Origin of the sequence: Leifsonia soli (genome assembly GCF_013408745.1) — a bacterium.
GTDB lineage: Bacteria > Actinomycetota > Actinomycetes > Actinomycetales > Microbacteriaceae > Leifsonia > Leifsonia soli.
Window position 1 is genome coordinate 186,183 of the sequence record NZ_JACCBJ010000001.1, and the last position, 22,730, is coordinate 208,912.

The window sequence follows — 22,730 nt, forward strand, 5'->3', positions numbered from 1 at the left end:
TCAGCGCCGCCGTCAGTCTGCGGCCGGCAGCTCCGCGTAGGCGCGCACCGGAAAGGTCCCGAATCCTTCGATCGCCGGAGGGGCCGCCGTGAACAGCGCTCCGTGCTCCGGCACCCCGGCGAGCCCCGTGAGGTGCTCGACGACGTGGACGCCCGCGGCCAGCAGGATGCTGTGCGCCGGCCGGCTGCCGCCCGACTCGGTGTCGTCGATGTTGAGCGCGTCGATTCCGACCAGCGCGACACCGGCGTCGGCCAGCATCCGGGCGCCCTCCTCGGTGAGGTAGGGCGAGCCGGTGGCGTAGGCGGGCGTCCCGAAGTGCTCGTCCCAGCCGGTGTGCAGCAGGACGGCGCCGCCCGGTTCCGTGCGTCCTTCCAGAGCCGACACCGGGATGCCGCGCTCCCCGCGCCCGGTCAGACGGATGACCTCCGCGGGCAGACCGACCAGAGTCTCGAGGTCGAGACCGGCGAGGTCCGGTCCGTCCGCGTAGCGGTGGAAGGGGCTGTCGAGGTACGTGCCGGTGTTCCCGATCAGGGTGATGACGTCCATCGCGAACTCGGTCCCCGGGGCGTACAGCTGCCGGGACGCCTCGCGCGTGAGGTGCGGCTCGATCGTGGGCGCCGGGAGGCCGGGATAGGTCACGAGGCCGGCGCGGATGCGGTGGCTGAGGTCGACGATGCGGCGGTGGTGCGGCATGCGCTCTCCGATCGGAGTGGGCGGTGGGCAGAGAGGATCGCGTGGTTCGCCGGTCAGCGGTCGGGGAAACCGTGCGGCAGGGCGCCGAGCACCGGCTCCAGCCGGTCCAGGCGCTGCTTCTCGAGCGCCAAGCCGCGGGCGTCGCGGTCGCGACGCAGCACGGCCACGGCGACGAGGAAGGTCTCGGCATCGACCGGGGGCAGCGGCGAGACGTACGGGGCCGCCTCGCGGGCGAGCTCGGTGCTCAAGCCGTGCCGGGCCGCCGGGGTGAGGTCGGGCGCCTGGCGCACGAACTGGGCGATGCGGCGCGAGAGCCGGTCGGGGAGGCGTGCCACATCCGCTGTGGCCGCCCAGGCGGTCAGGTGCGGCGCCAGGTAGAGGGGGAGCGGCTGCGGCCGTGGCACGCGAACCAGCTGGCTGTATGTGCCCGCGAGCAGGTCGCCGAGGCGCTTCGACCGGCTGTTGAGGAGCCCGGTCAGCGCGGCGATCGATCCGAACGTCAGGAAGATCTCGAGCACGCCGACCAGGGCGCGGATGAACGCGTGGCGGAACCCGGTCGCGCCGCCGTCGTCGCGGACGATCCGTGCCCCGACTGCCAGCTTGCCGAGGGACCGGCCGCGCGACAGCAGTTCGACCGTCGTGGGCAGGACGACCATCCCGAACACCAGGATGAGGATGACGAGGGCCCGGGCGATGGCCTCGTCGAGCCCGGCGCCCGTGGAGACGAGCAGCATGATGCACCCGAACATGACGAGCAGGTAGGTGAGCCAGTCGATGATGGTGCCCGCGGCCCGGAGGATGTAGCTGGCGGGCTTCACGTCGAGCGCGACGGCCTCGCCGGTGATCAGCTCCCGGTCGTCCTGAGACCCGTTCCCCGCCCCGGCCTGCATCATAGATATCATCTAAGCAGATGGACCTCGACGCTTACACCGCCGCACGCAGCGCCGACTGGGAGGAGCTCTCCCGGCTGGCGTCGAAGCGACGCCTCGACGGCCCGGAGACGGACCGCCTGATCGACCTCTACCAGTCCGGAGCGGCCGACCTCTCGGCCATCCAGACGAGCGCAGGCTCGACCGCGGCGGGCGACCGGCTCTCGCTCGCGCTGTCGTCCGCCCGGTTGCGGTTCACCGGCGCCGGAGCGAACCTGTTCGCCCAGCTGCCGCGCTTCTTCGTGCTGCAGCTGCCCGCAGCGCTCTACCGGCTGCGGTGGATCGTGCTCGGTGTGGCGGTCGCCACGATCGTGATCGCCACCCTGTACGCGCTGTGGATCACCGGCAACCCGGATGTCCTGCGCAACCTGGGTGACGACGCGAACCTCCGGAAGTACGTCGAACACGACTTCATCGACTACTACTCCAACAACCCCGCGGCGTCGTTCGCCGGACAGGTGTGGACCAACAACGCGTGGATCGCGGCGCAGTGCATCGCCTTCGGGATCACCGGCCTGTACGTGCCGTACGTGCTCATCCAGAACGCCGTCGGCGTCGGCACCGCGGCGGGCGTGATGTTCGCCTACGGGCGCGGCGACGTGATGTTCTCGTACATCCTCCCGCACGGGCTGCTCGAGCTCACGAGCGTCTTCGTGGCCGCCGCGGCGGGCCTGCGCATCTTCTGGGCCTGGATCGCCCCGGGCGCACGCACCCGCGGACAGGCGCTGGCGGAGGACGGCCGCGCTCTCTTCGCGGTCGCCGTCGGGTGCGCGATCTCGCTCTTCGTCTCGGGACTCATCGAGGGCTTCGTGACACCGTCCGGGCTGCCGGTCTGGGCGAAGATCGGCATCGGCGCCCTCGCGCTCGCCGCCTTCCTCGCCTACATGCTGGTGCTGGGCCGGCGCGCGGTGCGTGCGGGCGAGACCGGCGACCTCGAGGAGTTCGAGGCGGGCGCGCGCCGCATCGTCGCCGCCTGAGGGCGGGTCACACGTGCGGCTCAGAGCCGTCCCGCCGCCTTCAGGGCCAGGTAGCGATCGGCCAGCGCAGGCGGGAGATCGGCAGGGGAGCCGGTGACGACGTCTCCGCCGAGGCGCCTGACCGCCGCGGCGACGCGGCTGACATCGAGCAGTGACCGTTCCGCCGCCGCAGCGCGGTACACCTCGGTGCGGTCGCGCCGCTGAGCCGTGGCCGCGAGCGTGTCCGGATCCGTCACGCTCGCCACGACCACCAGGTGCTTCGCCGTGAGCTGCGGGAGCACGGAGAGCAGACCACGGGAGCCGCCGGGGGACTCGATGGAGGTCAGCAGGACGACGAGCGAACGCTGCGACGTCAGCGAGGACACGTTGGCGGGGATGGCGGACCAGTCCATCTCGATCAGCGCGGGCTCGATCACGGCCATCGCATCCACCATCCGCGACAGCAGCTCCGGACCGGTCGCCCCGTGCACGCGCCCGCGCACCATGCGGTCGTAGGCGAGCAGATCGACGCGGTCGCCCGCGCGCGAGGCGAGCGCCGCGAGGAGGAGGGCCGATTCGAAGGCGGTGTCGATGCGCGGCTCGTCGGCCACGCGGGCGGCGGAGGTGCGGCCGGAGTCGATGACGACGATCACCCGGCGGTCCCGCTCCGGACGCCAGGTGCGCACCATGACACGGGCGCCGCGCCCACCGGACGGATCGTGGCGCCGGGCCGTCGCACGCCAGTCGATGGATCGCACGTCGTCGCCGCGCACGTACTCGCGCAGCGAGTCGAACTCCGTACCCTGGCCGCGGAGCAGGACGCTCGTCGTGCCCTCCAGCTCCTGAAGCCGTGCCAGCCGCGACGGCAGGTGCTTCCGGGCGGTGAACGGCGGGAGGACGCGGATGCGTCCCGGAGCGTCGAGGGTCGCCTGTCGTGCCCAGAGGTGCAGCGGACCCCACGATCGGACCGTCACGTTCGTCACCCGGCGCTCGCCGCGGCGCCATGGGCGGAGCGACGCGACGAGACGGCGTCGCTCGCCGGGCGGGATGTCCACCCCGGTCCGCGTCGGCTCGGCGGCGGCCGATGGCTCCCACGCGTCGCGGACCGTCCCGCGCAGCGTCCGCCGGCCGGTGTTCGTCACGAAGAGCTCCGTGGGGGCCTCGGCGCCGAGCCGCACGCGGGCGGGCACGGTGCGCTCGAGCGCGACAGCGCGCGGGGAGGCGGCCAGCAGGAGATCGAGCAACCCGAGCAGAACGCACAGCACCAGCCATCCGCCGAGCACGGCGTACGCCGTCCCCGTCGCAGCGCCGAGGAGCACGACAGGGAGCACGCCGAGCGCGAGCAGGGCGACGAAACGTCCGGATACGGTCATGTCGGGACTTAGATCGGTACCTGGACCTGCTGCACGATCGACCGCAGGATCGCGTCAGCGCCGACGCCTTCGAGCTCGGCCTCGGGCCGGAGCTGGATGCGGTGCCGCCACACGGGCACCAGCATCGCCTGCACGTGGTCAGGGGTGATCGAGTCGTAGCCCGAAAGCCAGGCCCACGCCTTGGCGGCGGCCAGAAGAGCGGTGGTGCCGCGCGGGCTCACGCCGAGGCGCACGGACGGGCTGCGCCGGGTGGCGCGCGCGAGGTCGACGATGTAGGCCAGCACATCGGCGTTCGCGCCGACGCGGGCCGCCGACTCACGAGCGGCCTGCAGCTCCGCGGCGCCGAGGACCGGCGTCACGCCGGCGGCGGCGAGGTCGCGCGGGTTGAACCCGGCGGCGTGACGGCGGAGCACCTCCACCTCGGTGTCCCGTTCCGGGACATCGAGCGTGAGCTTGAGCAGGAACCGGTCGAGCTGCGCCTCCGGGAGCGAGTACGTGCCCTCGTACTCGATCGGGTTCTGCGTCGCGGCCACGATGAACGGGTCCGGCAGGCGGCGGCTGACGCCGTCGACGCTCACCTGGCGCTCCTCCATCGCCTCGAGCAGCGCGGACTGGGTCTTCGGCGGCGTCCGGTTGATCTCGTCCGCGAGCAGGATGTTCGTGAACACAGGTCCTTCGCGGAACACGAAGCCGCCGGTCTGGGCGTCGTAGACCAGCGAACCGGTGACGTCGCCCGGCATCAGGTCGGGGGTGAACTGGACGCGCTTGGTGTCGAGGCTGAGCGCCTGGCTGAGCGATCGGACCAGCAGGGTCTTCGCCACGCCGGGCACGCCCTCGAGCAGAACGTGGCCGCGCGCCAGCAGGGCGATCATGAGGCCGGTGACCGCGCCGTCCTGGCCGACGACCGCCTTTCCGACCTCCGTCCGCACGGCGGCGAGAGCGGAGCGGAGGCGCGCCGCGTCAGCGGGTGCGCCGGGGGAGGAGGGGGACGCCGTCCCCGTCGTGACGTCTGTCATTCATCCATTCTTCCGGTCGGGCCCTGCAGAGGGCGAAACGGCGGAGGCGGTGGCTCTCTCGAGCTCCGCGAGATCGTCGGAGAGCGCGACCAGGTCGCGGTCGGTCTGGGGGATGCGCTCCACCAGCACGTCGCGGACGGCCAGCCGGTCGCGGCGCGTGAGTGCGGCGACCGCCTCGGCGACCTCGGCGACGGTGGCGGTCGTCGGCAGGCCGGCCAGGGCGGAGAGCCGGCCGATGGTGCCGACGCGCAGCGCGTCGGCCGCTCGGAGCCGCGCCGACGACCGCTGGTAGAGCCGCGCCCGGCCCTCCCGCGTCTCGCCGGCGCGGACGATCACCGGCAGGTTCTCGACGACGAGCGGGCCGAAGCGGCGTCCGCGCCAGATCGCCGCCGCCACGAACACGGCGACGAGGAGCAGCATCACCGGGGTCACCCAGCCGGGCGTCAGCTGGGCGATGTCCGGCGGCCCGCTCACCGGGCGGTCGTCGAGCGACGGCAGGTACCACACCAGGGTGCGGTGGCCGCCGAGCAGGTTGAGCGCGAGAGCCGCGTTGCCGAGACGGTCGACGCCGTCGTTGGTCAGCACGGCCGCCGACCCGAGCAGATAGACGGGGGAGGCGTTGAAGGAGGTGCGCACGAGCGAGGCGCGTCCACCGGCGTCGGCGAAGCAGGTCGCCGCGTCGTCGGACACCCGGAAGGTGCCGGGCAGAGCGATGTCCTCCGTGGCGGTCGTCGCTCGGGGGTCGATCCGCTCGGCGCGTTCGGCCGCAGGAACGGTGCAGCCGGCGCTCGCCGTTCCGCGCGGGGCGCCCGCGGCCGTCACGTCACGGTCGAGGGTCTGCAGCGCCTCGAAGTCCGGCTCGACCACCACCAGGGTCCGTCCCTCTCCGGTGAGGGCGCGATAGCCGTCGGAGGTCAGGTTGCCCAGCGGGTCGTAGACCAGCACGGTCGCGCCATCGGCGGCCGCCGCGGTGGCGCGGCCGATAGTGGACACCGTCCGTACGTCGACCCCCTGGCTGCGCAGGACCTGGGCGACCGCCTTGGCTCCCGCGGGGGCCGCATTGGTCGCATCGAGGGTGGTCCCCGGCCCGACACGGCCGCCGGTGAGCAGCGAGCCGCCGAGCGCGATCACCACGGCGATCAGCGCGAGCACGATCCAGGGGACGGCCCGCCGCGCGGTCTGCCGGACGGTCGGGGTCTGCGCCGTCGGAACCGCGGGACCGGGGCGCGCTTCGCCCAGCGTGTCCGGTCCGCGGACGGGGGCCGGGGCGCTCACGCGGTCACCGCCGGCACGGAGACGCGCACCCGCTGCAGTCGCTGATCCAGCGCGACCAGATGCTGATACGCGCTCTCGCTGCCGGGCCGGTCGAGGTAGCGCACCTCGTCGAACGCGCGTGCTGCCCGACGCAGCGCCTCGCTCTCGTCGGTCGCGATCCGGGCGGTCTGCAGCGCGAACTCGTTCGCCGTCGTGCCGGGTGTCACGTGGACGAGGGTGCGCTCATCGAGCGAGACGGCGATCGCACGGAACTGTTCTTCGACGGCGGTCACCCAGTCGCCCTGCCGTGCCGCCTGCTCGGCCGAAGCCCGGAGGTCGGCGGCGCTGCGTGCCTCGTCGGCGCCGAACAGCGCGCGGCGGTCCAGAGCGGACCGTCGATTGATCCGGGGCCGGCCGAAGAGGAAGAACGCGGCGACGATGAGGCCGGCGATCACTACGACGACGACCAGCAGGAGAACGGGGGCGGCATCGCCGCCCGGGCCCTGGAACAGCGAGCCGATCCAGTCCTGAACCGCCTTGGAGGCGAGATCGAACCAGGTGGGCTTCGCCGACTGGTACTCCGGGCGCGACAATTCTCCGCGCAGCCAGTCCTGCGCTTCCGGCGAGCTGGGGTCGACCGGGACGTCGAAGCGGATCACGGTCTGGCGGTCGGCCATCCCGCGGGTGGCTGCGGGGGCTGGTACGTCTGCTGCGGCCGCTCAGTCGGCGGAAGGTACGGGTCGGGGAGGTCCTGACCGGTCTGCCGGCCTTCGACGAAGCGCACGAGCTGGAGGTCGAGGCCCTCCTTGCGCATCCGGAGGTCGATGTAGAGCAGCGCCACGGCGGCCGTCTGGATGACGCTGCCGATCGCCCCGATGATCGACGTGACGATGCTCGAGAGCACGTTGACGCTGAGCTGGGTGACGAGCACCTCCTGCATCGGATCGGCCGAGGTCGCCGAGGTCGGGGCGAACACGCCGCCCGCCAGGCCGCCGATGATGCCGAACGGGATGGCGACCGTCTGCGTGATGGCATAGACGATGACGCCGACCAGCAGGATGATGCCCAGCGTCCGCCAGAAATAGCCGGTGGTGAGCCGCCACGACCGCGCGACCGCCTGCGTCAGGGGCAGTCGCTCCAGCACGATCACGCTCGGCACCATCGCGAGCTTGGTGTTGATCCAGAAGGCAAGGGGGATCAGGGCGAGGCCGCCGATCACTCCCACCAGCACCGCTCCGATCGCTCCGGCCGTCCCTCCGATCGCGGCGAGGGCGACGACGACGGCGACGACCAGGGCGATGGCGACGATCCAGGCGAGGGCGTACAGCAGCGTCCAGCCGATGAGCGCGCCGATCCGCCCGCGGACGAGCTGCCACAGCGCGCGGAAGGTCAGCTTCTCTCCGAGGGATTCGCGAGCGATATCGCCGACGATGACACCCTGCAGCAGGGCGCTGAACACGGTGGAGATGACGATCGAGAGCACGCCGAGCAGAATCGTGCCGCCGATGAATCCGGCCTGGAGCGTCGGCTGGTCCTGGGCCTCGCCCGAGAAGACACGGCCGGCCAGCAGACCGATACCCCCGGCGATCACCACGCTGACCACGATGGACGGGATGCCCTGCAGCAGAAGAGCCGCGCCGACGGTGATCCGCGGATTGCGTCGGAGTGCCTGGAACGGTGCGGCGAGCAGCGGACCGAGCGTCAACGGCCGCAGCGGGATCAGACCGGGCTTCGGCGGGGGAGTCCACGCCGGCTGCGTGCCGCCCTGCGGGGAGGACTGCTGCCAGCCCGGCTGCTGGCCGTACTGCCCGTACTGCGGAGGCTGCTGCTGCCCGTACTGCTGCGGGGAGGGCGCGCCCTCCGGCGCGGGCCCGCTCGAGCCGGGCGCCTGCCAGTTCTGTTCGTCGCTCACGCCGTCCCTCTCGTCCCCCGTGCGTTGCTCCCATGCTGGCACAGTCGTTCCCGAGCCCGCTGTCCCATCCACAGGGCACGTCGTGCTTTCATTCAAGCTGGTAGCAGACTGCTCCATTACGCTGTTGATGTCACTTCACGGCCTGAGGCCGCTCGAGAGGGGTTCGGGGAACTTCGCACATGACTAGTCGCATCCTGGTTGTCGACGACGACACCGCGCTTGCGGAGATGATCGGCATCGTTCTCCGGACCGAGGGATTCGACCCTGTCTTCTGCGAGGACGGAGCACTCGCAGTGGACATCTTCCGGTCGTCCAAGCCCGACCTCGTCCTGCTCGACCTGATGCTCCCGGGCCTCGACGGCATCGAGGTGTGCGGTCGCATCCGCTCGGAGTCCGGTACGCCGATCATCATGCTCACCGCCAAATCCGACACCGCCGATGTGGTCAAGGGACTCGAGTCCGGTGCAGACGACTACATGGTGAAGCCTTTCAACCCGAAGGAGCTCGTGGCCCGCATCCGCACCCGGCTGCGTCCGGCCCCGGCCGCCCCGCCGACCGACGAGCTGTCTGTTGGCGACCTGGTCGTCGACGTCGCCGGGCACGAGGTGCGGCGGGGAGAGACCCGCATCGCTCTCACTCCTCTGGAGTTCGACCTCCTGCTCGCGCTCGCCTCCAAGCCGCAGCAGGTCTTCACGCGCGAGATGCTGCTCGAGCAGGTCTGGGGCTACCACTACAAAGCCGATACCCGGCTCGTGAACGTGCACGTCCAGCGGCTGCGCGCCAAGGTGGAGCAGGACCCGGACAACCCGAAGATCGTCATGACCGTGCGCGGCGTCGGCTACCGCGCCGGCGCGGCGGCCTAGCGACCGGAGGGCCGGATGGGCGCGCGGTGGCCGACGCGGGACTGGTGGCGCCAGACGCCCGCCCGTCTCGCCCGGCTGTGGCGCAGTTCGCTGCAGCTGCGGACCGTCGCCATCACGCTGCTCCTGACCGGCGTCGCCATCCTCGTCACCGGCATCTACATGTCCCTGAGCATCAGCAACGACCTGTACCAGTCGCGGCTCGACCAGGCGCTCCGCGACTCCAGCCGCGCGACCACAACGGCCCAGTCGACGCTGAACGCCTCCGACGTCTCCTCCGGGGATGCGGGCAAGAACCTGTTGAACACCGTCCTGCAGAGCGTCCAGGCGTCGACCTCGAGCCGTCTGGTCGCGGCCTACCGGGTGCCGGGACAGGACACGGGCATCCTCGCGCCCCCCGACCGCGGCAGCCCCGCCATGAACTCGGTCATCTCTCCCGAGCTGCGCGAGAAGGTGCAGAACGGCGGCTCGAAGCAGTACTACCAGTCGGTGGCGCTGCCCGCCGGGAGCGACAGCGATCCCGGCATCGTTGTCGGGTCGCAGCTGACCCTTCCGTCCTACGGCGAGTACGAGCTCTACATCGGATACAACCTGCGCGACTCGGAGAACACCCTGCTCTTCGTGCAGAACACCCTGCTGCTGGCCGGCCTTGCGCTCATCCTGCTCATCGGCGCCATCACCTGGGTGATCGTGCGGTTCGTGGTGGAGCCGATCCGGGTGGCCGCGCGCACCAGCGAGCGGCTCGCCGCGGGCGATCTGGCCGTGCGCATCCCGGAGCGCGGGGAGGACGTGTTCGCGTCTCTCGCCCGCTCGTTCAACGGCATGGCCGACAGCCTCCAGAGCCAGATCAACCAGCTCGCGACGTTGTCGCAGCTGCAGCAGCGCTTCGTGTCCGATGTGTCCCACGAGCTGCGCACCCCGCTGACCACCATCCGCCTGGCGGGTGACGTGATCTACGACCAGCGCGAGGGCTTCGCGCCGGCGACGGCCCGCACGGCCGAGCTGCTGCACACGCAGATCGAGCGGTTCGACCGCCTGCTCTCCGACCTGCTCGAGATTAGCCGCTACGACGCGGGCTCCGTCGTGCTCGACGCAGAACCCACCAACCTGGTCCGGCTCGCCGAGGACTGCGTCGACGAGCTCAGGACGCTCTCCGAGCAGAACGGCTCGGAACTGACGCTGGACGCCCCCGGCGGCTACTTCGACGTGCCGATGGACCCGCGGCGCATCCGCCGTGTCGTGCGCAACCTCATCGGCAACGCCATCGAGCACGGCGAGGGACGTCCGGTCGTCGTGACGGTCGACAGCAACGAGAGCGCGGTCGCCCTCACCGTCCGCGACTACGGCATCGGGATGAGCCCGCAGGACACCGGCCACGTCTTCGACCGGTTCTGGCGGGCGGACCCGTCGCGCAAGCGGACCCTCGGCGGCACGGGCCTCGGGCTCGCGATCTCGCTCGAGGACGCGACCCTCCACTCCGGCTGGCTGCAGGTGTGGTCGGCGCCGGGCGCCGGCTCGTGCTTCCGGCTCACCCTTCCGCGGGTGGTCGGTCGGGAGATCACCGCGTCGCCGCTGCCCCTTCCGCCGGCCGACGCGGGCGCGACGATGCCCCAGGAGAGCGGGACCCCGACCGGGAGCGAGGCCCACGCATGAGCGAACGCACGCGATCCTGGGGCCTGCGCGTCGCGGTGGCATCGGTGACCGCCCTGGTGCTGGTCGCGCTCGCCGCCTGCGCCAGCATCCCGGACTCGGGGCCGGTGCGTCAGGGAGCGCCGGTCGCCCAGGTGAACGACCCCCTCGACCTCGATTTCAACCCGTCGAAGCCCGAGAAGGGCGCGAGCCAGCAGCGGATCGTTCAGGGGTTCATCGACGCGGCCTCCAGCCCGAAGAACAATTTCGCCATCGCGCGCGAGTACCTGACGCGGTCGATGGCCGCGAACTGGAACCCGGACGAGTCGGTGACCGTCGACGACGGGCGCAACCGGAGTTACGACGATCAGGGCACTCTCTGGCGCGTGGAGGTCACCCCGGTCGCCAACATCGACTCCATCGGCATGTACCACCCGGTGAGGAGCACGGCTCCCGTCGGTCTCAACTACCAGCTGGTCAAAGAGGACGGGGAGTGGCGCATCTCGGTGGCACCGGACGGCGTGGTCATCGACGATCCGACGTTCCGCGCCGTGTACACGCAGCAGACCTTGTACTTCTTCAGCCCCGGCTATTCCTACCTCGTGCCGGATGCGCGCTGGTTCCCGGCCCGGGTGGCGTCGGCGGCGACGCGCGTGGCGAGCTCGCTGCTCGCCGGGCCGGCGCCGTGGCTGAGCGGGGCGGTGACGACGGCGTTCCCCAAGGGCACCCAGCTCGCCGTCCCCTCGGTGACGACCGCCGGCGGTGTCGCCCGGGTGGACCTCAGCTCGGAAGCGGGTCAGGCCGACCCGACGCAACTGCAGCGGATGCAGTACCAGCTGGAGCAGTCCCTGGGCAGTCTCGCGCAGAGCGTCCAGTTGTCCATCGAGGGCAACGCCCAGCAGGTCCCGTCGCTCAGCACCGCCGCTCTGCCCATCCGGAACCCGTCCGTCGACGCGCATCCGTTCGTGGACCGCGGCGATGTGTTCGGCCCGCTCAACGGGGACACGGTGGCAGCGCTCAGCGGCCTGAGCGACAAGGTCGTGTCTCTGCACCCGTCGGCCGTCACCCTCAGCGCGTCGCGCGACCAGGCCGCTGTCCTGTCGCAGGCGGGCGTGTACTCGGTCCGCAAGAGCGGCGATCCGGTCCGGGTGGATGCGCGCCCCGGTCTCATCGGTCCGTCGCTGGACGCCGACGGCTGGGTCTGGTCGGTGCCGGCGGCGGCCCCGAACGCGATCCAGGTCGCGTCCGCCACCGGAGGAGAGCCCCACGCCGTCACCGTCAACTGGCCGAACGCGACCGCCATCCTCTCGCTCGCCGTCTCGCGGGACGGCACCCGGGTTGCGGCCCTCGTTCAGACCGCGACCGGCTATTCGCTCATGGCAGCGGGGATCGTCCGCGGCGGAAACGCATCGCCCGTCTCGCTGACGGAGCCGGTCGAGCTCGCTGTGCCGACGTCGGTGCCGCGCTCGGCCGCCTGGACGAGTGATCTCACCATCGCGGTGCTCAGCTCGACCAACGGGGAAGCGACCAGCATCGCGCAGCAGACCGTCGGCGGCGAGCAGACCACGACCTCCGGTCCTGCGGGCGGTCGCGTGATCGTCGGGGCGTCCGGACTGGCGCCCTACGTGGTGCTCGGTGCGGATGGCACGCTGCTCGCGCCGACGGGCACCGGCTGGCAGGCGCAGATCGACAAGGTCGGGGCCGTGGCCGTGCAGCAGGGTCAGCCGTAAACCGCTCTCCCTGCGTGTCCACAGCCGCCGCCACCAGCCGGTTCTCCACAGATTCCGCCTCGACGGCCCGCCCGGAACCGCGCCCCGGGATGCTCGAACCATGACAGCCAACACCCTGGTCCGCGAATCCCTGCTCGACGCCGCCGCGATCGTCCTCCCTGTGCGATGCGCCGGGTGCCGTCGTCCCGACCGCTCTCTCTGCGACGACTGCGACGCGGCGCTGCGCCCGGTCGCCCGGCTCGATGCGATAGGCGACATCCCGGTCTGGTCCGCGCTCAGCTACGAGGGCGTCGCGCGGCGCGTGCTGCTGGCCTACAAGGACGGCGGCCGGGTGGACGTGGTGCGAGCGCTCGCGCGCGCCCTGCGCTGTGCGGTGGCGGAGGCGCAGAGGCAGACCGCCCGCGCGCCCGGCGAAGCCGACGCCGGCGACGCGGCCCTGCTGCCCGTTCTCATCCCGTCCACCCGGTCCGCCTGGCGCCGGAGGGGCTACCACCCGAGCCGCTCGGTCCTCGCCCGGGCGCACATCCTGGTCCCTCCGCTCTGGCGAGCGCTGCGACTGTCGCGCCAAACGGCGGACCAGGCCGGGCTCACGGCCACGCAGCGTTCCGGGAACCGGCGGGGCAGCTTCGTCGCCTCGAGGCGGCTGGCCGGCCGCACCTGCCTGATCGTGGACGACATCGTGACCTCTGGGGCGACCATCGCCGAAGCGGCCAGAGCGATCCGAGCCGTCGGCGGCCGGGTAGCGGGTGCGGCCGCGATCGCCCGGACGCCGCTCCGCGGTGGAGGGCGTGTCCAGCAACCACACAGCGGACCCTGGGGAGATGCCGCCTGTTTTCCGGTTTCTAAATGAGGTCGGCGGCACTACGGTAGTCGAAAAGGTGTGGTCGATCCGCCCTTCGTGATCCGGGCGGTCGTCACGCCGGAACAGGGAGGTCTCCATGGACATCAACATCATCGGACGCAACCTGGGTATCACTGATCGCTTCCGGGAGTACGCCACCGAGAAGTCCGAGAAAGTGGCGCATCTGGCCGAGAGGGCGATCTCGTTCGAGATCAAGGTCAGCAGGCACAACGAGAAGCTGGGCAGCCAGAACGGCGACGATCGGGTCGAATTGACCCTCGTCGGTCCGAAGGCCGTCGTGCGGTCCGAGGCGACAGGGCAGGACAAGTACGCCGCCTTCGACATCGCCCTCGGCAAGCTCCTCGAGCGCGTGAGGCGAGCGAAGGACCGACGCAAGGTCCATCGCGGGCAGCACCGACCGACCTCGTTGCGTGAGGCGAGCACGGACGGTTTCAGTGCGGTCGGACTCGCGGCGGCTCCCGTCGCAGTGCTCGACCAGGTGAGAACCGGCGCGATGCCCGCCGTGTCCGATGAAACGGAGGAGAAGGCGGAGGCGGAGGAGGAGTACTCTCCCGTCGTCATCCGCAAGAAGGTGTTCGCCTCCGTACCGATGACCGTGGACGACGCTCTGTACTACATGGAGCTCGTCGGACACGACTTCTATCTGTTCGTCGACCAGGAGACCATGCGTCCGAGCGTCGTCTACCGCCGCAAGGGCTGGGACTACGGCGTGATCGCGCTCGACGACGAGGCCGAAGAGCTGCAGGAGGTCGCGACCGCGGCCCGCAAGCTGGGCTGACCGCGGCGCACGCCGTGGAAGCGTCGATGGCGGCCGCCCGGGCGGCGGCCGCCATCGACTCGCCCGATCAGCATTCCCGAGGCTGCGCCGAGCGGGCGTCCAGACTCCTCTCAGGCCGGGCAGGTCGAACGTCAGGGCGGAACAAGTAGCATGTCTCTAGCGTCGGCGGAGTATGCCGTCCGGCGTGCGTCCGCCGGGGCGCCGGGCTGTCCGCCCGACCGAGCGTAAGTGGAGTGCATCAGTGGCCTCAGTTCTTGAAAAGGTCCTCCGTGTTGGCGAGGGCCGAACCCTCCGTCGGCTGGAGGCGTACGCGAAGGCGGTCAACGCCCTCGAAGACGACTTCAGCGAACTCACCGATGAGGAACTCGCGCACGAGACCGTCGAGCTGCGCGAGCGCTATGGCAACGGCGAATCGCTCGACGACCTGCTCCCCGAGGCGTTCGCGGCCGTCCGCGAGGCGGCGAAGCGCACCCTCGGGATGCGTCACTTCGACGTGCAGATCATGGGCGGCGCCGCGCTGCACCTCGGCAACATCGCCGAGATGAAGACGGGAGAGGGCAAGACCCTCGTCGCCACGACGGCGGCCTACCTGAACGCGATCGCCAGCCGCGGCGTCCACATCGTCACGGTCAACGACTACCTGGCGAGCTACCAGTCCGAGCTGATGGGCCGCGTGTTCCGCGCCCTCGGGATGACCACCGGCGTGATCCTCGCCGGCCAGACGCCGGAGGAACGCCGCGAGCAGTACGCGGCCGACATCACCTACGGCACCAACAACGAGTTCGGCTTCGACTACCTGCGCGACAACATGGCGTGGCAGGCGAGCGACATGGTGCAGCGCGGCCACTTCTTCGCGATCGTGGACGAGGTCGACTCGATCCTGATCGACGAGGCCCGCACGCCGCTCATCATCTCCGGTCCGTCCTCCGGCGAGGCGAACCGCTGGTTCAACGAGTTCGCGAACCTGGCGAAGCGGCTCACCCCCGACGTGGATTACGAGGTCGACGAGAAGAAGCGCACCGTCGGCGTGCTGGAGCCGGGCATCGAGAAGGTCGAGGACTACCTCGGCATCGACAACCTGTACGAGTCGGCCAACACCCCGCTCATCTCGTTCCTCAACAACGCCATCAAGGCGAACGCGCTGTTCAAGCGCGACAAGGACTACGTGGTGATGAACGGCGAGGTGCTCATCGTCGACGAGCACACCGGCCGCATCCTGGTCGGCCGCCGCTACAACGAGGGCATCCACCAGGCGATCGAGGCGAAGGAGGGTGTGGAGGTCAAGGCCGAGAACCAGACCCTCGCGACCGTCACCCTGCAGAACTACTTCCGTCTCTACAAGAAGCTCTCCGGCATGACTGGTACGGCCGAGACCGAGGCCGCCGAGTTCATGAGCACCTACAAGCTCGGCGTCGTCCCCATCCCGACCAACAAGCCGATGCAGCGCATCGACCAGTCCGACCTCGTCTACAAGAACGAGAAGGCGAAGTTCGATCAGGTGGTCGAGGACATCGTGAAGCGGCACGAGAAGGGCCAGCCGGTCCTGGTCGGCACGACCTCCGTCGAGAAGAGCGAGTACCTGTCGCGGCTGCTCGCCAAGCGCGGCGTGCGGCACGAGGTGCTGAACGCGAAGAACCACGCGCGCGAGGCCGCGATCGTCGCCCAGGCCGGGCGCCTGGGCGCGGTGACCGTCGCCACCAACATGGCCGGCCGTGGTACCGACATCATGCTCGGCGGCAACTCCGAGTTCCTCGCCGTCGCCGAGATGAACGCGCGCGGCCTGTCGCCCGTCGAGACGCCGGACGAGTACGAGGCCGCCTGGGAGGGCGTGTTCGACAACGTCAAGGCGCAGGTCGCGGAGGAGGCCGAGAAGGTCATCGCGGCGGGCGGGCTCTACGTGCTCGGCACCGAGCGCCACGAGTCGCGGCGCATCGACAACCAGCTCCGCGGTCGTTCCGGCCGACAGGGCGACCCGGGCGAGAGCCGGTTCTACCTGTCGCTCACGGACGACCTGATGCGCCTGTTCAACGCGGGAGCCGCCGAGAGCCTGATGGGCCGCAGCAGCGTCCCGGACGACATGGCCATCGAGTCGAAGGTCGTCAGCCGCGCCATCCGCAGCGCGCAGTCGCAGGTCGAGGCCCGCAACGCCGAGATCCGCAAGAACGTCCTCAAGTACGACGACGTGCTCAACCGCCAGCGCGAGGCGATCTACAGCGACCGCCGGCACATCCTCGAGGGCGACGACCTGCACGAGCGCGTGCAGCAGTTCCTCACCGACGTGATCGACGACATCCTCGACCAGCACACCGGCGAGGGCAGCGGCGACGACTGGGACTTCGACGCCCTCTGGGCCGAGCTCAAGACGCTGTACCCGGTCGGCGTGAGCATCGACGAGGTGATCGCCGAGGCCGGCAACAAGGGCAAGATCAACCGCGAGTTCATGCGCCGCGAGATCATGTCGGACGCCCGGATCGCCTACCAGCGTCGCGAGGAGTCGCTGGGCGCCCCGGCGATGCGCGAGCTGGAGCGTCGTGTCGTGCTGTCGGTGATCGACCGCCGCTGGCGCGACCACCTCTACGAGATGGACTACCTGAAGGACGGCATCGGCCTGCGGGCGATGGCGCAGCGCGACCCGCTGGTCGAGTACCAGCGCGAGGGCTACGCGATGTTCCAGCAGATGATGGGGGCCATCCGCGAGGAGACCATCGGCTTCCTGTTCAACCTGGAGGTCGAGGTGAACCAGGCACCGGGAGAGGTCGAGGCGCCCGCGGTCGCCGCGAAGGGACTGGCCCGCGGCGAGAGCGACACCGCGCTCAGCTACTCCGCCCCCGCCGAGCAGGGCGGTGTCGAGGTGCGCAACCAGCGCGGCCAGCTGGAGCAGGCTGCGACGGCCCGTGCGCAGCGGGCGCAGCAGCAGGCCGCCCCGGCGGCTCCGCCGGCGCAGGCGGGCAACCAGCGCGGTGCGTTCGGCCAGCGCGTCGAGAACGCCGACGACGCGGCTCCCGTCAACCGCGCGGAGCGCCGCGCCCAGGCGAAGAAGCGCTGATCGGGAACTGATCGCACGACGATGGCGGCCCCGCGGGGCCGCCATCGTCGTCTCCGCCGCTACAGGACGTTGATGGCCGTGGCGCGCCACCGGGTACGGTGGCGCTCCAGCCGGATGGCAACGGCCCGTGACCGACCGGGCTGGTGCACCATCACGACCGCTTCGACGACGCCCTCGACCGGGAACGCCAGCAGAGGATCGCCGATGGTCATACGCGGTCGCAGCGGATTGTCGGCCGCGGTCGTCCGCGCCTGGACGGTCAGCATGGTGCGACGCAGAAGGTGGACGTAGACCGAGTCGCTCACCCAGCGGCCGATCTGATCGAGCGGGCGGGCTCCCGCGAGGATCTCCACCACCGACCGCGCGAGGTTCGAGCACAGGGTCGCCGGACTCGGCTCCCCGTTCGTCGGAAACTCGACGAGGTCGCCGGGGCGCCCCTCCCGTCGTGCGATGACCCTGTCCATAAGCCCCGCGTCGGCCAGCGGCTGGGCCGGCGGCCGGTCCGATGACGGATCTCCGAGGAGAGCGCCCGGACGGCCGGCGGCTGCCGGCCGTCCGCCGGGCAGTGCCGAGGGGGACGGGGTCGCGGGGGCGAGGGCGAGGTGGTGCATGTGATCTCCCGGAGGGGTGTGTCGGTGGTCTGTGCTGAAATAGAGTCGTGATATGTGCGATTCCTCACTCAAACAGGTCGACGGGCGTCGGACCAGGGCACAAACGCGTTGTGGATAACTCTCGTCATCCCTGTCGGAGCGCCGTTTAGGATGGGGAGGTGTCGACCCTCAGCGATCTCGTCCATGCCCATGGCCGCTCCTCGGAAGAGGACGTCGAGTGGCTGCACGGCCTCGTCGGCGACTGGCAGCTCCTGGCCGATCTCGCCTTCGCGGACATCGTGCTGTGGGTGCCGACCGCCGACGACGACTTCGTCGCGGTGGCGCACGCCCGCCCCTCCTCGGCGGCGACGCTCTTCTACCGGGATTTCGTCGGCCAGCGCATCAAGCCGGAGTGGCGCCAGCAGGTGACCGACGCGTACCGGTCGAAGCAGATCATCGACACGTCGGCTCCCGACTGGTACGAAGAGACGCCGACGCGCGTGCGCGCGGTGCCCGTGATCCGCCGGCTCACCGTCCACTCGCCGGACACCGCTCCGGAGCCCGTTGCGGTGATCACGCGCCACACCAATCTGAGCGAGGCGCGCACCCCGAGCCGCCAGGAGCTCACCTTCAACGAATGCGCCAACGATCTCTTCAACATGATCGCGACGGGCGACTTCCCCGACCTCGGAGCCCCGGCTGCCCCTCGACGCGGCGCCCCGCGCGCTGCCGACGGCCTGATCCGGCTCGACGTCGACGGCATCACCACCTTCGCCAGCCCCAACGCGCTGAGCGCCTTCAACCGCATGGGCTTCACCGGCGAGCTGGAGGGCGAGTCGCTCGCCACGGTGACGACCGGCCTCCTGGCGGGCACCATCACCGTCGACGAGTCCCTGCCGCTGGTCGTGACCGGCCGTGCGCCTTGGCGCACCGACATCGAGGCGCGCGGCGTGACGGTGTCGCTGCGTGCCATCCCCATCCGCAACCGCGGCGAGCGGGTCGGCGCCATCGTGCTCTGCCGCGACGTCTCAGAGCAGCGGCACCAGGAGCGGGAGCTCATCACCAAGGATGCGACGATCCGCGAGATCCACCACCGCGTGAAGAACAACCTGCAGACCGTGGCATCCCTGCTGCGCATCCAGGCGCGCCGCACCCACTCGGAGGAGGCGCGCGAAGCCCTCAGCCAGGCCATGCGGCGCGTGGCGGCCATCGCCGTGGTGCACGACACCCTGTCGACGGGCCTGGCGCAGATCGTGGACTTCGACGACGTGTTCGATCGCGTGCTGCTGCTCGTCGCCGAGGTCGCGGCGAGCCACACGACGACGGTGCATCCGAAGAAGTCGGGGACCTTCGGCAAGCTGCCGTCGGAGTACGCGACACCGCTGGCGCTGGCGCTCACCGAGCTCGTGACCAACGCCGTGGAGCACGGCCTCGCCGGCCGCGAGGGCGAGGTCGAGATCGTCGCCAACCGGTCGGAGGAGTCGCTGACCGTCAAGGTGGTCGACAACGGGTCCGGCCTCCCGGAGGGCAAGGTCGGGACGGGTCTCGGAACCCAGATCGTCCGGACGCTCATCCAGGGGGAGCTCGGCGGAGCGATCGACTGGCACACGATGATGGGGCAGGGCACCGAGGTGACCATCGAGGTCCCGCTACGGTACCTGACCAAGATCTGACCGGCGGACGCTCCCGCAGAAAGAAAAATGCCGAGGGGCGCTCGGTGCTAGGTGTGTGAGCGCCGCCTCGGCTGTGTCGGACGCGCGGGTGGGTAGGGCCCGCGCCGACGATGGGGGATGGGGTGGAGCGTCAGGATGCGCGACGTGCGCGTGCGGCGCGGCGCTTGAGAGCGCGGCGCTCATCCTCGGAGAGACCGCCCCAGACGCCCGAGTCCTGTCCGGTCTCGAGGGCGTACTGCAGGCAGATCTCGGTCACGGTGCAGCGTGCGCAGACCGCCTTGGCCTTGTCGATCTGGTCGACCGCAGGGCCGGTGTTGCCCACCGGGAAGAAAAGCTCAGGGTCCGCGGTGAGGCAGGCGGCTTTGTCGCGCCAATCCATGAAGATGTGCTCCTTGTTTACTGGGGTTCCTGACCCGAGAGGGCCATAGAATGCAGATAAGCAGTCGGGTTGCAGGGTGCTTAGATCCGTGGGGAATCAGACCTGCCCACGACCCTGTGAGCGTTAACTCGACCGTTGAATATGCTCCCATAGCCCTTATTGCGAATCAATAGTTTTGTATGGGATAACGCTGAGAACACGAGCCGGAAACGTCAGGATGCTATAGTGCCCGACCCCCAGAACGCCCCGGAGGCGGCCGCTCAGCACCGCCCGGCGCGCCCGCCCCTCCTCACGGTGCTGACCGTGATCCTCGCGCTCGAGACGGCCCTCGTGGCCGGTGTGGCGTGCTGGCTGGTCTACGAACTGCTCACGCAGACGCCGGAGTCGTACCCCTCCGCGGTCGCCATCGTGATCCTCGTCCTCCTCGCCGCGGCCTGGCTGATCGCGACACTCGTCGGCCTGCTGCGCCGCCGGGGCTGGGCGCGTGCGTCCGCCCTCACCATCCAGATCCTCCAGCTCGCGGTCGCCGTCGGCTGTTTCCAGGGCTTCTATGCGCGCCCGGACGTCGGCTGGGCCCTCCTGGTGCCCGCGGTCGTCGCCGGCGTCCTGGCCGTCTCCCCGGCCGTGGTCCGCGCCACGGCGCGCAACACGGAGCAACACGAATAGCGTCCGGCGGGAACAAGCCGGAGACTCGAATGGTTATGTCCGGCATCGTGACTGATATCTCCACACAGACCTCGGCGTCCACCGCGACCATCGAGCGTGCCCGCGCAGGCTGGGACGCCTGGCGAGCGGGCCGGCTGAGCAGCGTGACCGCGCCCACCGGCAACCTCGCCCTCATCGAGACGCGGTGGCTGCCCGCCGGCCACACCACGACGCCGGACGAGGCGCTGGCCGGGCAGCCGGAGTCGGTCACCGCGACGGAGCTCACCCGTCGCAGCCTCGAGACCGGCGAGGTCGAGCGCGGCATCCGGCTCTGGGATGCCGCATCTCCCGCCATCCGCGACTTCGAGACCATCGACGTCTTCCCGTTCGACCCCAGCTGGGTCGTCGAGGCCACCTTCACGCCGGTCAGCGACGACCGCACCATCCCCTTCGAGCACATCCGCGACAACGGGCTCACCCGCGACCTCGTCGTCCCCGGCGACATCGCCTTCCGGCGCGATGGCGTCGAGTACACCCTGAGCGCCTTCGACGACGACGGCACGCTGCTTCTGGTGTTCGGCGACCCGACCAACGGCGCCGACGGGGAGGACGGGACCTACGCGTCCGGCCGGTTCCTCTTCGTCGAGCACGTGGACGACCACGTCGTCCTGGACTTCAACCGCGCGTTCGTGCCGCCCTGCGGGTTCTCGGACCAGTACAACTGTCCGCTGCCGCCGCGCAACAACCGCTTCCCCGTCGCGGTCACCGCTGGGGAGAAGCGCGTGGCGTTCCGCGGCGGCGCACACCACGAGGCGGCGCACACCCCCTGACGGGCCGAGCGCCCGGACATCCTTCGCATTCACCCCCACAGCACTGGAGAACCACCGTGAGAAAGACCCCCTTGTTCGCTGCGCTCGCGATCGGCCTGGCGACGGCCCTGACGCTCGCCGGCTGCGCGGGCGGCTCGTCGTCCGCCGGCGGAAGCGATGCGACCATCGCGATCGGCTCGCTCTACGAGCCGGTCAACCTCGACAACACCGCGGGCGGCGGTCAGGGCGTCACCGAGGCGCTCAACGGCAACGTCTACGAGGGCCTGTTCAAGCTGACCGACCAGGGCAAGGTCGAGCCGCTGCTCGCGACGAAGTACACCACGAGCGCCGACGGCCTGACCTACACGTTCACGCTGCGCGACGGGGTGAAGTTCCACTCCGGCAAGCCGCTCACGAGCGCCGACGTCAAGCGGAGCATCGAGCGCGTGACCTCCGACGACTCGCAGTCGGCGCGCAAGTCCCAGCTCGAGGTCATCAAGAGCATCGACACCCCGGATGACAAGACGGTGACCATCACCCTGTCGTCCCGCTCCATCTCGCTGCCCTACAACCTCAGCTACATCTGGATCTACGGTCCGGGCACGTCGAACTACAAGACCGCCGAGGACGGCACCGGCCCATACACCCTGGGCACGTGGAAGCGCGGGAGCTCGCTCAGCCTCGAGCGCTGGAGCGGATACTGGGGCGACAAGGCCAAGAACAAGGAGGTGGAGTTCGACTACTTCACCGACGCCTCCGCCCTGTCGAACGCGCTGCAGACCAAGCAGGTCGACATCGTGACGAGCATCCAGAGCCCGGACGCCCTCAGCACGTTCACGGGCAACAAGGACTACACGATCTCCGACGGGAAGTCGACGACGAAGGAGCTGCTGGCGTTCAACGACAAGGTCGCCCCCTTCGACAACGTCCAGGTCCGCAAGGCGGTCTACTCGGCCATCGACACCAAGAAGCTGCTCAACTCCATCTGGGGCGACTACGGCACGCTCATCGGTTCGATGGTTCCGCCGAGCGACCCCTGGTACGAGGACCTCACCAAGGTGAACCCGTACGACGTGAACCTGGCGAAGAAGGAGCTGGCCGAGGCCGGGTTCGCGAACGGCTTCACGTTCACGCTGGACACGCCGACGTACGACCCGCACCCCGCGGTGGCCGAGTTCCTGAAGAGCGAGCTGGCGAAGGTCGGCATCACGGTGAACATCAACTCCATCTCGGCCGACGAGTGGTACACGAAGGTGTTCAAGAACCACGACTTCACCGCGACGCTGCAGGAGCACGTCAACGACCGCGATGTGGTCTGGTACGGAAACCCGGACTTCTACTGGGGCTACGACAATCCCCAGGTGACCGCCTGGGTGAACGAGGCCGAGCAGGCCACGACCACGGCCGAGCAGACCGCCAAGCTGAAGCAGGTCAACGAGCAGATCGCGAAGGATGCGGCCAGCGCCTGGCTGTACCTGTACCCGCAGATCGTCGTGGCGGACAGCGACGTGAGCGGATACCCCGTCAACGGCCTGAACTCGCAGTTCTTCGCCTACGACATCGTCAAGAAGTAGCCGGTTCTCCACAGGAACCGTC

General features: G+C 70.2%; 20 protein-coding genes. 11 read left to right on the forward strand and 9 right to left on the reverse strand.

The genetic code is table 11. The features are described from left to right. Positions 1-12: 12 nt before the first annotated feature. Together BJ963_RS00850 and BJ963_RS00855 are read right to left on the reverse strand one after the other, a co-directional pair. On the reverse strand, positions 13-693 hold the full coding sequence (locus BJ963_RS00850) for a cyclase family protein (RefSeq protein WP_179453928.1): 681 nt from the start codon (positions 691-693) through the stop codon (positions 13-15). A gap of 53 nt (positions 694-746) precedes the next feature. Continuing rightward, positions 747-1,586, reverse strand: a complete 840-nt coding sequence (locus tag BJ963_RS00855) for an RDD family protein (RefSeq protein WP_179453930.1) — start codon at positions 1,584-1,586, stop codon at positions 747-749. A 17-nt stretch (positions 1,587-1,603) separates the two neighbouring features. On the opposite strand from BJ963_RS00855, the gene BJ963_RS00860 reads away from it, so the two are divergent. Continuing rightward, positions 1,604-2,599 carry a stage II sporulation protein M gene (locus tag BJ963_RS00860; protein WP_179453932.1) on the forward strand — a complete coding sequence of 332 codons (996 nt, stop codon included), beginning with the start codon at positions 1,604-1,606 and terminating at the stop codon, positions 2,597-2,599. A 20-nt stretch (positions 2,600-2,619) separates the two neighbouring features. Here the strand turns inward: BJ963_RS00860 and BJ963_RS00865 are convergent, their stop codons facing one another. Genes BJ963_RS00865 through BJ963_RS00885 form a run of 5 tightly spaced genes read right to left on the reverse strand, consistent with a single transcriptional unit; the run spans position 2,620 to position 8,133 of the window. After that, on the reverse strand, positions 2,620-3,951 hold the full coding sequence (locus tag BJ963_RS00865) for a DUF58 domain-containing protein (protein WP_089913183.1): 1,332 nt from the start codon (positions 3,949-3,951) through the stop codon (positions 2,620-2,622). Positions 3,952-3,959: 8 nt separating this feature from the next. Further along, positions 3,960-4,967, reverse strand: a complete 1,008-nt coding sequence (locus BJ963_RS00870) for an AAA family ATPase (protein WP_179453934.1) — start codon at positions 4,965-4,967, stop codon at positions 3,960-3,962. Then, the gene (locus BJ963_RS00875) at positions 4,968-6,242 is read right to left on the reverse strand and encodes a DUF4350 domain-containing protein (protein ID WP_343037203.1); all 1,275 of its coding nucleotides are present in this window, start codon (positions 6,240-6,242) and stop codon (positions 4,968-4,970) included. It abuts the gene before it with no gap. Then, on the reverse strand, positions 6,239-6,898 hold the full coding sequence (locus tag BJ963_RS00880) for a DUF4129 domain-containing protein (protein WP_179453936.1): 660 nt from the start codon (positions 6,896-6,898) through the stop codon (positions 6,239-6,241). Before BJ963_RS00880 ends, BJ963_RS00875 begins: the two co-directional genes overlap by 4 nt. Then, on the reverse strand, positions 6,877-8,133 hold the full coding sequence (locus BJ963_RS00885; RefSeq protein ID WP_179453938.1) for a DUF7847 domain-containing protein: 1,257 nt from the start codon (positions 8,131-8,133) through the stop codon (positions 6,877-6,879). The genes BJ963_RS00880 and BJ963_RS00885 overlap by 22 nt, the downstream gene beginning before the upstream one ends. A gap of 179 nt (positions 8,134-8,312) precedes the next feature. Here BJ963_RS00885 and mtrA point away from each other — a divergent pair, with 179 nt between their 5' ends. The 6 genes from mtrA (at position 8,313) to secA (ending at position 17,038) form a co-directional block, all read left to right on the forward strand. Continuing rightward, the gene (mtrA, locus tag BJ963_RS00890) at positions 8,313-8,996 is read left to right on the forward strand and encodes an MtrAB system response regulator MtrA (RefSeq protein ID WP_089913168.1); all 684 of its coding nucleotides are present in this window, start codon (positions 8,313-8,315) and stop codon (positions 8,994-8,996) included. Positions 8,997-9,011: 15 nt separating this feature from the next. Beyond that, on the forward strand, positions 9,012-10,646 hold the full coding sequence (gene mtrB, locus BJ963_RS00895) for an MtrAB system histidine kinase MtrB (RefSeq protein ID WP_179453940.1): 1,635 nt from the start codon (positions 9,012-9,014) through the stop codon (positions 10,644-10,646). Then, the gene (locus BJ963_RS00900; RefSeq protein WP_246297969.1) at positions 10,643-12,352 is read left to right on the forward strand and encodes an LpqB family beta-propeller domain-containing protein; all 1,710 of its coding nucleotides are present in this window, start codon (positions 10,643-10,645) and stop codon (positions 12,350-12,352) included. The genes mtrB and BJ963_RS00900 overlap by 4 nt, the downstream gene beginning before the upstream one ends. Positions 12,353-12,452: 100 nt before the next feature. Next, on the forward strand, positions 12,453-13,202 hold the full coding sequence (locus BJ963_RS00905) for a ComF family protein (protein ID WP_179453942.1): 750 nt from the start codon (positions 12,453-12,455) through the stop codon (positions 13,200-13,202). An 88-nt stretch (positions 13,203-13,290) separates the two neighbouring features. Next, positions 13,291-13,992: a ribosome hibernation-promoting factor, HPF/YfiA family gene (hpf, locus tag BJ963_RS00910; RefSeq protein WP_089913158.1), complete on the forward strand. Its 702-nt coding sequence runs from the start codon at positions 13,291-13,293 to the stop codon at positions 13,990-13,992. A gap of 241 nt (positions 13,993-14,233) precedes the next feature. Beyond that, a complete protein-coding gene (gene secA / locus BJ963_RS00915; RefSeq protein ID WP_179453945.1) occupies positions 14,234-17,038 on the forward strand; it encodes a preprotein translocase subunit SecA in 2,805 nt (934 codons plus the stop codon). Between the two features lie 59 nt (positions 17,039-17,097). Here secA and BJ963_RS00920 read toward each other — a convergent pair whose 3' ends face one another. Beyond that, positions 17,098-17,649 carry an Rv3235 family protein gene (locus BJ963_RS00920; protein ID WP_246297970.1) on the reverse strand — a complete coding sequence of 184 codons (552 nt, stop codon included), beginning with the start codon at positions 17,647-17,649 and terminating at the stop codon, positions 17,098-17,100. A gap of 158 nt (positions 17,650-17,807) precedes the next feature. Between BJ963_RS00920 and BJ963_RS00925 the strand changes: the two genes are divergently transcribed. Further along, a complete protein-coding gene (locus BJ963_RS00925) occupies positions 17,808-19,301 on the forward strand; it encodes a histidine kinase N-terminal domain-containing protein (RefSeq protein ID WP_179453948.1) in 1,494 nt (497 codons plus the stop codon). Positions 19,302-19,431: 130 nt separating this feature from the next. Here BJ963_RS00925 and BJ963_RS00930 read toward each other — a convergent pair whose 3' ends face one another. Continuing rightward, positions 19,432-19,680 (reverse strand): WhiB family transcriptional regulator, encoded by a 249-nt coding sequence (locus tag BJ963_RS00930; RefSeq protein ID WP_018190103.1) that lies wholly within the window; start codon positions 19,678-19,680, stop codon positions 19,432-19,434. Positions 19,681-19,905: 225 nt separating this feature from the next. Here BJ963_RS00930 and BJ963_RS00935 point away from each other — a divergent pair, with 225 nt between their 5' ends. Genes BJ963_RS00935 through BJ963_RS00945 form a run of 3 tightly spaced genes read left to right on the forward strand, consistent with a single transcriptional unit; the run spans position 19,906 to position 22,708 of the window. Further along, the gene (locus BJ963_RS00935; protein ID WP_179453950.1) at positions 19,906-20,346 is read left to right on the forward strand and encodes a hypothetical protein; all 441 of its coding nucleotides are present in this window, start codon (positions 19,906-19,908) and stop codon (positions 20,344-20,346) included. A 35-nt stretch (positions 20,347-20,381) separates the two neighbouring features. Beyond that, entirely contained in the window at positions 20,382-21,155 is a 774-nt protein-coding gene (locus tag BJ963_RS00940; protein ID WP_179453952.1) for a DUF1684 domain-containing protein, read from the forward strand. Between the two features lie 56 nt (positions 21,156-21,211). Then, the gene (locus BJ963_RS00945) at positions 21,212-22,708 is read left to right on the forward strand and encodes an ABC transporter substrate-binding protein (protein ID WP_343037204.1); all 1,497 of its coding nucleotides are present in this window, start codon (positions 21,212-21,214) and stop codon (positions 22,706-22,708) included. Positions 22,709-22,730: the final 22 nt, after the last annotated feature.

Coding starts and splice junctions, on each gene's coding strand:
- BJ963_RS00850 (WP_179453928.1), bottom strand. CDS start 693: ATGCCGCACCACCGCCGCATCGTCGACCTCAGCCACCGCATCCGCGCC.
- BJ963_RS00855 (WP_179453930.1), bottom strand. CDS start 1,586: ATGATGCAGGCCGGGGCGGGGAACGGGTCTCAGGACGACCGGGAGCTG.
- BJ963_RS00860 (WP_179453932.1), top strand. CDS start 1,604: ATGGACCTCGACGCTTACACCGCCGCACGCAGCGCCGACTGGGAGGAG.
- BJ963_RS00865 (WP_089913183.1), bottom strand. CDS start 3,951: ATGACCGTATCCGGACGTTTCGTCGCCCTGCTCGCGCTCGGCGTGCTC.
- BJ963_RS00870 (WP_179453934.1), bottom strand. CDS start 4,967: ATGACAGACGTCACGACGGGGACGGCGTCCCCCTCCTCCCCCGGCGCA.
- BJ963_RS00880 (WP_179453936.1), bottom strand. CDS start 6,898: ATGGCCGACCGCCAGACCGTGATCCGCTTCGACGTCCCGGTCGACCCC.
- mtrA (WP_089913168.1), top strand. CDS start 8,313: ATGACTAGTCGCATCCTGGTTGTCGACGACGACACCGCGCTTGCGGAG.
- mtrB (WP_179453940.1), top strand. CDS start 9,012: ATGGGCGCGCGGTGGCCGACGCGGGACTGGTGGCGCCAGACGCCCGCC.
- BJ963_RS00900 (WP_246297969.1), top strand. CDS start 10,643: ATGAGCGAACGCACGCGATCCTGGGGCCTGCGCGTCGCGGTGGCATCG.
- BJ963_RS00905 (WP_179453942.1), top strand. CDS start 12,453: ATGACAGCCAACACCCTGGTCCGCGAATCCCTGCTCGACGCCGCCGCG.
- hpf (WP_089913158.1), top strand. CDS start 13,291: ATGGACATCAACATCATCGGACGCAACCTGGGTATCACTGATCGCTTC.
- BJ963_RS00920 (WP_246297970.1), bottom strand. CDS start 17,649: ATGCACCACCTCGCCCTCGCCCCCGCGACCCCGTCCCCCTCGGCACTG.
- BJ963_RS00930 (WP_018190103.1), bottom strand. CDS start 19,680: ATGGATTGGCGCGACAAAGCCGCCTGCCTCACCGCGGACCCTGAGCTT.
- BJ963_RS00940 (WP_179453952.1), top strand. CDS start 20,382: ATGTCCGGCATCGTGACTGATATCTCCACACAGACCTCGGCGTCCACC.